Here is a 13,145-nt window from a genome sequence, read left to right on the forward strand (position 1 = left end):
TATCCGATTTTATGCAGGTACTGGCGCCATATCAACTGGGCGATAGTACACTTTATCCAGCCCGTTGGGCGGTGGGAGGCAATGCCCATAATCCAAGCGTTGGGCTGCGGGAGGCAATACACCTGACCCAGCCGTTGGGCAGCGGAGGCAATGCCCCTGACCCAGCCGTTGCCTATAGGAGATAGTCTCCCTAAATCTTGCAGTGCAACATAGGAAGAATCGAAGTGCAGAAGTGCCTCTTAAATCCAGCCTTTTCCCAATAGCGGGAATTGAAGTGCAAAAGTACCCTTTAATTTGACGAAATCGTCCAATTTTCACTAAACGTAGAAAATAGAGCGCACTTTTACACCCTAATCGCAAAAATGGTTAGATTGGTAAAATTGGGGTGTATATTTGCCCCTTAATTTGTTTTCCTGCCTTGACTACAGGTACTAAATCAAAAGTATAGCACCTTTCGCATCGGGATCCTTCATCAGAATCCCCAAGAAAGCAACTAAAACCCGGCTTTTCAGGTCGTTATCAGCTTGTCTTCACATTCCTTCTCCTTTTGGAACTTCCACAGTCCCCAATAAAGTCCGCCGCGTCCGAGAAGCTCTTCATGTGTTCCTCTCTCCCGGATTATTCCGTTATGGAGTACGAGAATCTCATCCATTCTCTCTAAACCGGCAAGCTTGTGCGTAATCCACAAGACGGCCTTGCTGGCAAGCACAGGCTCCAGGTTAACGGTGAACGCCTGCTCGGTTAGCGGATCGAGCCCCGTTCCCGGTTCGTCGAACAAGATCGCCGGCGAGTTGCGAACGAGCGCACGCGCCAGAGCGAGCCGTTGCCTTTCACCGCCGGACAGCTTGGCGCCCCATTCGCCGATTATTGTGTCATAGCCATTGGGCAGCTGCCTAATGGTATCTTCAATCATGGCGATCCGGCATACTTCCTGCAGCTCTTCCATAGCAGCTTCGGGACGGCCGAGCCGCAAATTATCCGCTACGGTCGCGTTAAACAATTGAATGTTCTGCGATACGACCGCAAACTGATTGCGAACGGCCTCCTCGGCCATAGTACGCAGCTCGGTTCCATTGATCGTAATGGAGCCTTCTTCGTACGGCCGAAGCTTCAGAAGCAGCTGCAGCAGCGTGCTTTTGCCCGCTCCGCTTTCGCCCGCAATAGCTATGCGCTTCCCTTGCTCGAGCGCCAGGGAGAGATCGCGCAGCGCATAAGGCTCAGCCGCTCCGTAGCGGAAAGACAAGCCGCTTAGCCGGGCTTGCCAGGAAGCTGACTCCGCAGCCGCTCCGTAGCTTCCCGCTTGTTGTGTCTGTACCAAGCGGGCTTGCTGCGTCTGCGCTTCTGCTTCCGGCTCCGTGCGGGAAGGCGGCCCGACCGCCTGGCTGGCCGATTGCTCGGCTTCGTCAGCCAGCCGAAGCAGCCGGTCTCCGGCGGACAGAACCTGGCCGAATTGCTGGAACGAAAGCGGCAAAGGCATCACCGCTTCAAAGCAAGCAAAGGCGGCCAACACGATCGCCGGGATGAGCACGCCGTCGATTCGCCCCGCTGCGGTTAGCGAAATGGCTGCGACCAGCATGAGCCACATCGTCAGATGCGACATGCCGGCCATAGCCCCGCCCGTGCAGGCGGCAAGCCGGTTCTGTGTGGTCTGAAGCCCGTCCAGGCGAGACTGGATGCGCTCCATGCGCTCTTCCCTGTCTCGAATCTGGCCATAGACGACCAACGCAGACAGCCCGGTGACAAGATCGGAAGTTTCTTCATACATTTCCGATCGAGCCTGAACGAGCCTGGCTCCGCTTTGGCGTCCCAGCTGATGACTGAGCCAAGGGACGAGGAGGCCGGCCAGCAGCAGCATGCCAACAAGCAGTAAGCCAAGCTCGAGCCGCACATTAGCCAGAAGCACGAAGCCGAGCAGCAGCGTGAACAAGGCGACAAGCGGCGGTGCAATAATGCGCAAATACAAGTTCTGCAGCTGCTCCACGTCGCTAATGACCGAGCCGAGCAAATCCCCGCTTCGTCTGTTCTCAAGGAGCCAAGCTCCTCTCGGCTCCAATCGTTCATACAGCCATACCCGCAGATGCTTCAAAATGCGAAAGGTTAGATCATGCGATACGAGCCGCTCTACATAGCGGGCTACTCCCCGCGCGATGCCAAAAAACCGTACGCCAACAATGGGCACGTAAAGCAGCAGCACCGTTTCCGGACGCAACGCAGCTTTGGCAATCAGATAGCCCGAGGTGCCCATCAGGCCTACATTCGCCGCCACTGTCGCCATCCCAAGCAGCACGGCGAGAGCCGCCCACCATTTGTAAGGCCAGACGAACTGAAGCAGGCGGGCAAACGTCCTCCAGCTGCTTGGCGCTGCTGGCTGCGGGTTGGAGGCTGCCTCTGCAGCCAAAGATGGGAGCTGCTCCGTTCCGGCCGCATGCAGATCAACAGCCGCCAAATGCGCCTTCTTCAGGGCGCCAGGCTTCATCGCCGACTCTTCCAGCAGCTCTTGCGACGATTCCAAGACCGTTTCCGCATGAACCGCTTGAATCATCTGGGCGTACAGCCCGCCGGCAGCGAACAGTTCTTCCGCAGTGCCGGCTTCGGCCAGTTGCCCTTCCGCAAGAACCACGATCCGGTCCGCTTCGCGAATCGTGCTCAGCCGGTGCGCCACCGTGATGGACGTGCGGCCTTGCAGCAGCGGCTCCATCCCTTTCGTCACGGCTGCTTCATTCGCGAGATCGAGCCCGTTCGTCGGCTCATCCATCAGGAGCAGCGGCGAATCCCGGAGCAAAGCTCGCGCAATGGCCAGCCGCTGCGCCTGTCCGCCCGACAGCCGCACCGCTTCCCCCAGCATCGTGTTGTAGCCCTGCGGCAGGACGGAAACAAAGGCATCTGCCTGAGCCGCTTCGGCTGCCGCCATCATCTCCGCATCGCTCGCTTCCGGCCGGCTTAAGCGAATGTTGTCGCCAACCGTCCCGTGAAACAGATGAATTCGCTGCGACACTACCGACAGCTGACTCCGCCACCAGCGGATGGATAGCTGCGACATCTCGACACCGTCAATATACAGGTGTCCCTCCGTCGGCTTGATGAAGCCTTGCAGCAGATCGAGCAGCGTGCTTTTGCCCGCACCGGTCGGTCCCACGATAGCGACCCGTTCTCCCGGCTCTATCGTCAAGGAAAAATTGGACAGCGCCGGTCGATCCGCTCCGGGATAATGGACACTGACTCCTTCGAACCGGATCTGGTAGCCTTCCCGCTTCGGCGGCAGCTGCAGGCCTTCTTCCTGCTCAACCCATCCCATAGACTCGGTGTTCAGAATATGAAAAATCCGCTCCGCCGCCGTCACTCCATTCATTCCGGCATGAAATTGCGTGCCGAGCGTTCGAATCGGCGTATAGAACTCCGGTGCAAGCAGCAGCACAAGAAAAGCCGCTTCAAAACCAATTTCTCCTTCAATCAGCCGCAGCCCAAGAAAAACGGCTACGATGGCAGTGCTAAGAGCTGCGAACAGTTCCATGACGAGCGCAGACAAAAAGGCAAGCCGCAGCGTGCTCATGGTCGAGCGCCAATGCTCTTCGCTTATTCGGGAAATGATCTCGATCTGTGCTTTGCTGCGGTTGAACATTTGGAGCGTAGGCAGCCCGCGCAAAATTTCATGAAAATGTCCGCCCAATCGGCCAAGCAGAAGAAATTGCTTGTCTGTTCTGGCTTTAGCCGCTTTTCCGATCAAAATCATCAGCAGCACCAAGAGAGGCAGCGTAATCGCTAATACAAGCGCAGAAATCCAGTCCGTTCCGGCGACAAGGAAGAAGACAGCGGCAGGAATAAAAGCGGAAAGCGCCACCTGGGGCAAATACTTCGCCAAATAGTTTTCCAGATGCTCGACGCCTTCATAAACCGTGCCGATCAATTCCCCGCTCCGTTCGCCCTTTCCATAGTTGGGACCGAGCTCTGCCAGCTTGCGGAGCAGACGATTGCGCAAATCACTCTTGATCCGCTGGGCCATTTGCGTAGAGGTGTATTCACCGGCTGTATGAAGCACCGAACGGGCCGCGATGATGCCGAGCAGAACGAGCAGCAGCGGCCATAACGAAGCCAGGTCTCGTCCGCCGAGAAATGCCCCGTCCGCGATCCTGGCTAAATAGATGGCTTGAAAGATAAGAAGGACCCCGCCCGCCGTCCCGGATAGAACGCTCGCCACAAACAGCTTGCGGGTGTCTTTTACTTGCTGAAACAGTTTTTTTATCATAATCTGTACCCTTAATAATCCAGGTGATCGGATGCACTGACCCGCTTGCGGAATACCCAATAAGTCCATGCTTGGTAAGCCAGCACAAACGGAATGACGGTAACGGCAACAACGGTCATTACTTTTAACGTGTACGTATTGGACGCCGCGTTATAAATGGTCAGGTTCCAGTCGGGATTTAGCGACGAAATCATGACGTTCGGGAATAACAGCATAAACACGGTAATCGTCGATAAAACAATCGTCGCTCCGGTCGCGACAAACGCCCACCCGTCACGTCCGGCTTTGATGAAGAAATGGACAGACAGCAAAGACATCCCCGCCAATATCGGGATCATCCCGGGATTGATCCCGTGAGCGGTAAACATTTCTGTCTCAAAATAGCTCAGGATGACGAACAGGAACATGACCGCACTCGTCCAGGCTCCGATTTTGAGCGCAACTCCGCGCGCCTTCTCGCGCAATTCTCCTTCTGTCTTTAACGACAGGAACAAAGCGCCGTGCAGCAGGAACAGAAGCACAATGCTGGCACCCGCCGTTAGGGAATAGAGGGAAATTAAATCCCAGAATGTCCCGACGTAATTCATATTCTGGTCGATCGGGACGCCCTTCATTAAGTTGGCCAGTGCGACTCCCCACAGCAGAGGAGGCAGCAGACTGCCGAAGAAGATGACCCAATCCCAAGTATTGCGCCATCGGGGATTATCGACCTTGCTGCGAAATTCGAAGGCTACCCCGCGCCCGATTAGCGCGAGCAGCATCAAGAAAAGCGCCATATAGAACCCGCTGAACAAAGTGGCATACCAATTCGGGAAAGCGGCGAACATGGCGCCCCCGGCAGTGATCAGCCACACTTCGTTGGCATCCCAGAACGGACCGATCGTATTGATCAGCACCCTGCGCTCCGTATCGGTCTTGCCGATGAATCTGGACAGCATTCCTACGCCGAAGTCAAAGCCTTCGAGAAAGAAAAATCCGACGAACAGAACAGCAATTAATATAAACCATAAGGTTTCCAACATGAATATCGTTTCGCCTCACTTTCACTTCTTCGTTAATCAGGCGGGTGAATCACGGCACCGTCCACTACAGCGAAGCCATATGCGTCTGATTGGCTTGATCCGAAACGCCTGAAGTCTCGGATTCCTGGTGATCCACACCTTTAACCACTTCGCGTTTGACCAGGTATATAAAGATGGCCGCCAATATTCCATACACCAACGTAAACCCGATTAAGGTGGTAGCGACCATTCCGCTGGAGACGAGCGGCGATACACCGGCTTCGGTCTTCTGCAGACCAAAGACAATCCATGGCTGACGGCCCACCTCGGTCATAATCCAGCCCGCCGTATTAGCGATAAACGGCAGTGCCATAGCGGGCAGCATCCATTTTAAGTAAAGGCGATATTTTTCCAAGCGCCCCCGTACAACGGCTATCGTGCCAAACAAGCCGAGCAGCAGCATGGCTACTCCTGCCGCCACCATGATCCGGAAGCTCCAGAACGTCGTCCGCACAGGGGGAATATAGTTGCCCGGACCGTATTTGGCTTCATACTCCGCCTGTAAATCCAGCATGCCCGGCACGCTTCCATACAGCTGGTTGTAGGACAATATGCTGAGCGCATAAGGAATGTCTATCTGAAAATGGTTCTCCTGATTCTTCGTGTCGATCGCAGCGATCACTGTCCAGGGGGCGCTTTCTCCGCTTGTATGCCAGAGCGCCTCGGAAGCCGCCATTTTCATCGGTTGGGACTTCATTAAATGCTGCGCTTGATCATGTCCGGCAATAGCCGTCAGCAGGCTGGACACCAGGGTCAGAATGATGCCGATGGAGAACGATATTTTGAACAACTCGGTCTGCTGGCGGCGCAATATTTTGTAAGCACTGATCCCTGTAACGAACAGCGCTCCCGTTGCCAGTGCCCCGAAAATGACGTGCGGGAACTCGACCCACAGCTGCTTATTCCCTAGCAGAGCGAAGAAATCCGTCATTTCTGCGCGGCCATTCACGATCTCAAATCCAACAGGCTCCTGCATGAACGCATTCGCGCTCAAAATCCAGAAGGCCGACAGCGTAGCCGACAGAGCCACGATCCAAATACAGGCCAGATGCAGCTTTTTGGACAAGCGTTCCCAGCCGAAGATCCAAATGCCAAGAAAGGTGGACTCCAGAAAAAACGCCACCAACGCTTCCACGGCAAGGGGTCCCCCAAATACAGCGCCGACAAACCGGGAATAATCCGCCCAGTTCATCCCGAACTGAAATTCCTGCATAATTCCCGTGACAACGCCAACGGCAAAGGTCAAGAGAAAGATCCGAGCCCAAAATTTGGTCATCTGCTTGTATTTATCATCTTTTTTGAAGACGTACATAGTTTGCATGAATGCGATCAAGTAAGCCAGCCCGATCGATAACGGCACGAATAAAAAGTGATAGATGGTTGTAATGCCGAACTGCCATCTTGCTAGTTCCAATGCTTCCACAGTATCAGCTCCTTTTAACTTCCAACTCATTATAAACCGACGCCATTTTGCAATGTGTGACAAATATCACACATTTACTTGAAAAGTATGAACTTTTGATCAATATTTAGCAAAATAACAAGAACATCCCGACTGCTGGGGCTCCTGTAGAATAAATGCCCGGAAATCCTTGCACGAACAAGGCTCCTTATGATGGATTGTCCTGTCATAAGAAGCCTTATTGGATGACGGGGCTTGCAGCCGCATGGGCCGAAGACAACTCCCGCATATTTGTAGTTTGAACAGCTTGCAAGATTCCTTCATTAATGAAGGCTCTTTAATATTTTTTTCATTTGTGCTTCAAGCAGCCTGATATTGAACGGTTTGGCAATATACTCATCGACGCCGGCCTCGTCCGAGTAAACCATCCCTTCATCCGTTTTATTATTGGACATCATGATAATAATATATTTCTTATTGTCAGGCATCCGGCGGAGCTCATGAAGGACTAGATTCACTCGATGGATGAATGGATATAAATACGAGCGTGAACGCGTTTTTATAACGCATCATGTTAGCTGCTCGCATATTAAACAGATGTTTTAACAAGGCTTCGTCATTTAAATCTTGTTCATGGAGTAATTCCAAGACAGGTAATTGAATCCTTCCCAAATTTGACGCCTCCATATTTACCGGTGGTGTTATCGTATCTATGTATGTTCCACAATATTATATAAAATAAAATCACATCTATATACACTAACAATTCTGACTGAACAGATTATGAACTATATAAATTGAACTAAAGAATGTGTAGATCATGGAGTGGAGAAAGAAAGATGCTTCCAGGGCGAGTTTTGGCTTTGTATTCCTACCATCCGAAGGCCCATCCAATAAATAAGGAATACAAAACAAGATGTTTGAAGCTTCGGAGGCACTTTCCTTCGGAACAGAATGATCGCTTTCTTTAGTACCACATATATAGTTACATAAAAACACAGGCCTGAATGGCAGATTGAAGGCGGCTATGAAGCCGAATGTAATTTCTTCTTCGGGCTGCGCGGACCTTTCGTTCCGGAAATCGAAGATATTATTGTCGGTCAAGTGGCACAATCGATGCGGGGAATAAACAATGTAAATCAAAACCTGAATCCGTCCGAATAATGCGCATTTCTCTTTAAAATCCCCGAACAATAACCTAACCCCTCATAGGCTATGAGGGGTTTTTCGCGCGGTGTTTTCTTTATCTAATTTTCTATTATTACAAAATCTTGCGGATGGGCTCGAATATACGTGCTGATCATTTGCAAGCTGTGCGGAGCGAGTTCAAGGAATCGTGCAAATAAATGACTGACTGCGTTTTGCAGTTCGTTATCCTGCTCCAGGTCTTTATAGGTAGCGTCACTAATCGATACTCTCCGCCTGTGATTACTTGCCTCCAGAACCTCTTTCGTCTCTACCAGCAAATGCATCATGGAACTATCGCCAAAGAAGCGCAAACCACCTGTTACCCCCGACCAGTACCCCGGTTTATCCAACAAGTAGGATATCCAAGTATAGTACTCAACTGCCGAGTTCTTGGCATGGTCGTACAAGACTCTGAACATACATAATGCCTGTTGTCCTTTATTAAGCCGAGATATGGCTTCTGTTTTTACCGCCATCTCTTTTCCCCGAATTTGCAGGAGGGTTGGTTCCATGCAGGCCCATCCAAGACTGTCGTCATCCAATGAATCGAATTCCTGCTTTTTCATAGCTACTAACGTCATTTAGTCACTCCTTTTTTTGACTAACACGAATGTCAATATTAAGGGCAAAAAATTTCTATTTTATAACTGCCAAAGCCGACTCGATCACTTGGTCTAAAGCGCTCTTTAGCTGCTTCTTTATCTCCGGTTCCGAGGTTCCGTGTGCGATGAGATCTTGCTGCAGCTTATTTAAATAATTCATCCCTTGGGATACCGCTCCCCAGAATTGCATCGCCATTAGACTTGCGTCCCCGCGACGGATCGTCTCCTGGTCCATGCCCCTTACAATGGCTTGCGCCATCGGCTGCATGAAGCTCTTCGCCCACTCCAGCGGAGAAAATGATTCATCCGTATACAAGTAATGCACGTCCATACTGATTCGCATGTAGAAGAGGGAGACCGCAGGCTCCTCCAGAACTTGGTCGCAAACTACCCGCGCATACCTATTAAACAGTTCAAATACGGAGCCCTCTTGCTCAAAATGAGACTCTGTAAAACGTTGGGTCCTATCCATCATATACTCGTAAAGTTCGCGGAACAAGGCTTGCTTATTCTTGAAGTAATGGTAGACTAATCCCCGTGCCAGACCCGCTCGTTCCGCTATTTCACCAATCTCTGATGCCGCATAGCCTTTTTCTGCATAAACGAGAATAGCAGCCTGCATAATCTCTTGTGTCCGCTGCTTGCGAATCTCTTCATTTTGTTCTTTCGTACGTGGTGACATGATGAATCCCTCTTTTTCATTGACATTCATGTTAATCAACATAATAAAAGGAAATCAAACTCTTGTCAATATTAACCGGGGCTAGAGCGCTAGCTCCCCTATATGAAACGACCCACCCAGCATAGGCCAGGTGGATCGTTCGGAACTATTTATTTTTTCCGTCCAAGTAAGACGGCAAAGTCAAAGGTAATCTCAGCTTGTTTCATATCTGTTATTCTCTTTATATCCTCTTCGGATATTCCCCAAGATAGTGGGGTCATATGAATCAAATGTTCAAGATTTGCCTGGTCCAAAGCTGCTCCATATTGAATGTGCTGAGTATCCACCAGCTTAAAATTCCTTCTAAAATGCTCCACAATATTTTCATTCGAATAGGCATCTCTGGCGGACGATTTGTCAAACCTCTCTCTTAACTCTTGAAGATGCCTGCTCTCGGGAATAACCTTGATGACCATTCCATCGTCCACAAGCATTCTCTGAAACTCGGAATAATTGGATGGGGATAATATATTCAGGATTATGCGAAAAGACTGATCAGCGAACGGACACTTAGCGAGATCGGCAACGCACCAAATAGTTTCGGCTGGGGGACGTCTCCTCGAAGCCATATGGATTCCTTCTTTAGATATATCTATCCCTACACCCAGCAGGTGATCCTTCGCTTGTTCAACCAACTTTTGTTGAATATCGATTAAATGGGAGCCTTCCCCGCATCCGGCATCCAGTATCTTTAACATCTCATGGGTTGTGTCCAGCTCGGGCAAGATGATCTCGCAAATTCGGCTGATCAGCGGTTCGAAATATCCGCTTGCGCTTATTTGCCTTCGGGCTTCAAACATTCGTTTATCGTACTTGGTTCTGTGAGGACGGGTCAACCAGTTCACATATCCCCGCTTAGAGATATCGAAGCAATGATGATTCGAACAGATTAAGCTTGAGCTGTTAACATGAACGACTTTCATCGGCTTGGAGCATAGGGGGCATGCAAAAATCTGTTCATATTCGGAGAAATTGTTTGTATTCTCAAACATAAGAACACCTCATTCATTCGTATTTAGTGAATGAAATAAGGTACAGTTAAATAAACCCAGGCCATTAAGAAAAAAAATGACATGAGCCTAAATTACCGTACCCTCCATTAACGATAACGAATGAATTGGATGATCATGGCCAGAAACATCTCCTATCCCTATTAATTGAAGGGCATTGCCGCTTCAGTTTTTATTATAACCAAGAAGAGGCTGGCTTGTATACTCCTCTCCGTCCCCTGGCCTCATCGATAATCTTGCGGATTTTTATTCGATCTTAATTCTTGCTCTCTTCCTCTATAAAAAGATTCAGCAAGGCTGCGGGGATTGGAAAACGTTGCTCCTCTTCGATCTCCTGTATTTCATTATGGAGGCGCTCCATCTGTTGATCCAGGGCAGTCGCAGAATCGGCAGCTTAACCTAATGATATTATAGTTGAATAATTAATGCATTCTTTGGTTTAGGAAGCAGATGCCGATTCCTGGCTTGTGTGCTCCGCTTTCCTTCCAAAGATGCCCCCGGCCAGGAATGTCCCGAGAGAGAGTAGCAGACAGACGGCGGAGAATATCCCAATTGACGAATATCCATTGAACTGGACATAGAGTAGACCGGCTACCCACGCGCCAAGTGTGTTAGCGCCATTCATCGTCGAGTTGGCCAAGCTGGAAATCGTCCCCCGGATGGAGGCGTTCAATGAAGTGAGTGCCTCCATGACCATCGGGAACATAATCCCGAGCGTCGCGAAGATAATCAGATAGCCGATCGTCACAATAGGGAGATTTGCTATAAAAGGCATAACCGTATATAGCACCACGAGCAGCAGCATTCCTGATATGACTGCGTTTGCCCGGCCCAGCTTTCGAATCGCATAAGCGCTGATCATGCTTCCTAGCAGAGTGCCAAAGCCAAGGAACATCATCACGGTACCGATATGCCCAATGGGAAGCTCGAAGCGATCAGCCATCCACTTGCCAATAAAAGCGAATGAGGTGCCGCTTCCCAAGTGAAGGAGCAGGTAAGCAAGGAAGCCGCTCCTTGCCTTGCCGCTCATAATAAGCGGGACATACCGCCGAAGGATGGACGCTCGCTCACTCGTGTTAGGTTTCAGGTCGGGCAGCGAGTAAAAGACGACGGCAGCGAGCAGCAACGAAGCGAATCCAATCGTCCAGAACGGAACAGACCAATGGGTGACGGCGAGCCAGCTTCCAATCGGCACGCCAAGTGCTTGGGATGCAGCAAGTCCGGCGAAGGCGATGCCCATTGTTTTGGATATTCGGGATGCAGGCATGACCGCAGGTATGGAAGCCCACACCTGCGGAGCCGTGAATGCCGCGCTTACCCCCGCAAGGAAACGGAACAGGCACATCGTCCAGAAGCTGTCCGCAAAGCCGCACATGATCGTAGAGATGGAAAATCCGAGCAAACCGCAAAGCAGAACGGTTCTTCGATTCCAGCCATCGGACAGAGGCCCGGCAAGGAGAGCGAAGACCGCTGAGCCGAGTGTGTAGGCACCGAGCATCCACCCGGCGATCCCCGTCGAAACCCCGAATTGCGTCTGCAGAGTCGGGAGCAAAGGCGAGATAAGGAAAGTGTCGGTTCCTATCATGAACATGATGAGGAAAAATATTGCTGTAAATTTACGCACAGTCTATCACTCCTATTAGTTTAATATTGCTTGCTGTGACTATCGTAATGCATAATAGTGACAGAACATGTCATTGATTTATCTATTCATAAATAGGAGCTGATCGGGATGTCGAAATCCAAGCGACTGATGGAATTGATGATGACCGTCAACCGGAAACGACGCTTCAAGGTTCAGGAGCTTGCCGATGAGTTTGGTGTCTCCAAACGTACGATTCTGAGGGATTTGCAAGAGTTAAGCGAGCTAGGGGTGCCACTCTACTCGGAAGTAGGGCCTCACGGGGGCTATCAGGTGATAAGAGAGCGGGTGCTGCCTCCGATTGCATTCACGGAGGGGGAGGCAGTGGCGATGTTCTTTGCGGTGCATGCCCTGCGTCATTATTCCTCGCTGCCATTTGAAGCGGAATCCGCCTCAGCGCTGAACAAGTTCTACCTCCATATACCCGGAGACATCCGGGACCGGATCGACTCCATGAAGAACCGGGTCGACTTCGTTACGCCGACAAGGCAGGCCGATGCCCCCTGCTTGGTCACTCTTCTAGACGCCGCCATCCTTGGGAAGGTGCTTGCTATCGAATACGAATCTAAGGAGGAAGACGCGAGCAGCCGTCGGATTCAGCCGGTGTCAATTTATGCGAACAACGGTCTCTGGTATTGTACAGCCTACTGCTTCCTGCGCCAGGGATTCCGCGTATTCCGATGCGATCGGATTCGCGATGCGACACATGACTCATCCACGGAGCCACTCCAGCTAGGCGACACCCGCCTCAGCCGGCAGGAGGCTGCTGAGCCGAGAGAGCCCGTTCGTCTTCGTGCGGAGCTAAGCCGGGCCGGTGTCCAGCGGTGCGAAGCCGAGCTATGGCTTGCTCCAATGCTGCAAGTGCGCGAGGATGGAAGCGGCGTGATCGATAGGGATGTATCCCGTAGCGACATTCCTTTTTATTCGTCCTTCTTCATCGGACTGGGGAACGAGGTTGTTCTCGAGGAGCCAGAAGAATTGAAGGACACGATCCGGAAGAGGCTCTCCGAATTGCTGGCCCGATACCAGTGACGGATACGATCCCACGCTATTAACCGGCCACGGTTCGGCGGGCGCCAATCCGCAATAAAAAGGATGCCCCGATTTAATCGCTGGCATCTTGATTAAAAAAAGGAACTTTCAGATCTAGAGATCCTCTCTATGACCTGTTCGCTTCTTTTCGTCCGAATTTTTAATATGGGCAGTTTATATGCTTTCTTCATGGATAAGTTGGGATACGATATCTTCACCAGAAAAGTCGGGAAAGAAATAAGCG

The 13,145-nt window shown here is 51.0% G+C and carries 9 protein-coding genes; 1 reads left to right on the top strand and 8 read right to left on the bottom strand.

Features of this window, described 5'->3' with window-relative positions; genetic code table 11:
• Positions 1 to 508: 508 nt before the first annotated feature.
• From cydD to KJS69_RS13125, 8 genes are all read right to left on the bottom strand, one after another.
• The gene (cydD, locus tag KJS69_RS13090) at positions 509 to 4,243 is read right to left on the bottom strand and encodes a thiol reductant ABC exporter subunit CydD (protein WP_213584222.1); all 3,735 of its coding nucleotides are present in this window, start codon (positions 4,241 to 4,243) and stop codon (positions 509 to 511) included.
• A gap of 11 nt (positions 4,244 to 4,254) precedes the next feature.
• Positions 4,255 to 5,265, bottom strand: coding sequence for a cytochrome d ubiquinol oxidase subunit II (gene cydB, locus KJS69_RS13095; protein WP_213584223.1), 1,011 nt, complete (start codon positions 5,263 to 5,265; stop codon positions 4,255 to 4,257).
• Between the two features lie 64 nt (positions 5,266 to 5,329).
• The gene (locus KJS69_RS13100; protein WP_213584224.1) at positions 5,330 to 6,727 is read right to left on the bottom strand and encodes a cytochrome ubiquinol oxidase subunit I; all 1,398 of its coding nucleotides are present in this window, start codon (positions 6,725 to 6,727) and stop codon (positions 5,330 to 5,332) included.
• A 302-nt stretch (positions 6,728 to 7,029) separates the two neighbouring features.
• Positions 7,030 to 7,194 carry a response regulator transcription factor gene (locus KJS69_RS13105; protein WP_213584225.1) on the bottom strand — a complete coding sequence of 55 codons (165 nt, stop codon included), beginning with the start codon at positions 7,192 to 7,194 and terminating at the stop codon, positions 7,030 to 7,032.
• Positions 7,195 to 7,953: 759 nt separating this feature from the next.
• On the bottom strand, positions 7,954 to 8,475 hold the full coding sequence (locus KJS69_RS13110) for a hypothetical protein (RefSeq protein WP_213584226.1): 522 nt from the start codon (positions 8,473 to 8,475) through the stop codon (positions 7,954 to 7,956).
• Between the two features lie 55 nt (positions 8,476 to 8,530).
• The gene (locus tag KJS69_RS13115; protein ID WP_213584227.1) at positions 8,531 to 9,178 is read right to left on the bottom strand and encodes a TetR/AcrR family transcriptional regulator; all 648 of its coding nucleotides are present in this window, start codon (positions 9,176 to 9,178) and stop codon (positions 8,531 to 8,533) included.
• 149 nt (positions 9,179 to 9,327) lie between these two features.
• Positions 9,328 to 10,209: a putative RNA methyltransferase gene (locus KJS69_RS13120; protein ID WP_213584228.1), complete on the bottom strand. Its 882-nt coding sequence runs from the start codon at positions 10,207 to 10,209 to the stop codon at positions 9,328 to 9,330.
• Between the two features lie 457 nt (positions 10,210 to 10,666).
• Positions 10,667 to 11,851 (bottom strand): MFS transporter, encoded by a 1,185-nt coding sequence (locus tag KJS69_RS13125; RefSeq protein ID WP_213584229.1) that lies wholly within the window; start codon positions 11,849 to 11,851, stop codon positions 10,667 to 10,669.
• 108 nt (positions 11,852 to 11,959) lie between these two features.
• Between KJS69_RS13125 and KJS69_RS13130 the strand changes: the two genes are divergently transcribed.
• Entirely contained in the window at positions 11,960 to 12,901 is a 942-nt protein-coding gene (locus KJS69_RS13130; RefSeq protein WP_213584230.1) for a helix-turn-helix transcriptional regulator, read from the top strand.
• Positions 12,902 to 13,145 lie beyond the last annotated feature (244 nt).

The sequence above is a fragment of the Paenibacillus sp. J2TS4 genome (genome assembly GCF_018403245.1).
Lineage (GTDB): Bacteria > Bacillota > Bacilli > Paenibacillales > NBRC-103111 > Paenibacillus_L.

What these genes read in the sequence shown, in the direction of transcription:
- KJS69_RS13115 (WP_213584227.1), bottom strand. Translation starts at nt 9,178, where the DNA reads ATGTCACCACGTACGAAAGAACAAAATGAAGAGATTCGCAAGCAGCGG.
- cydB (WP_213584223.1), bottom strand. Translation starts at nt 5,265, where the DNA reads ATGTTGGAAACCTTATGGTTTATATTAATTGCTGTTCTGTTCGTCGGA.
- cydD (WP_213584222.1), bottom strand. Translation starts at nt 4,243, where the DNA reads ATGATAAAAAAACTGTTTCAGCAAGTAAAAGACACCCGCAAGCTGTTT.
- KJS69_RS13120 (WP_213584228.1), bottom strand. Translation starts at nt 10,209, where the DNA reads ATGTTTGAGAATACAAACAATTTCTCCGAATATGAACAGATTTTTGCA.
- KJS69_RS13110 (WP_213584226.1), bottom strand. Translation starts at nt 8,475, where the DNA reads ATGACGTTAGTAGCTATGAAAAAGCAGGAATTCGATTCATTGGATGAC.
- KJS69_RS13130 (WP_213584230.1), top strand. Translation starts at nt 11,960, where the DNA reads ATGTCGAAATCCAAGCGACTGATGGAATTGATGATGACCGTCAACCGG.
- KJS69_RS13105 (WP_213584225.1), bottom strand. Translation starts at nt 7,194, where the DNA reads ATGCCTGACAATAAGAAATATATTATTATCATGATGTCCAATAATAAA.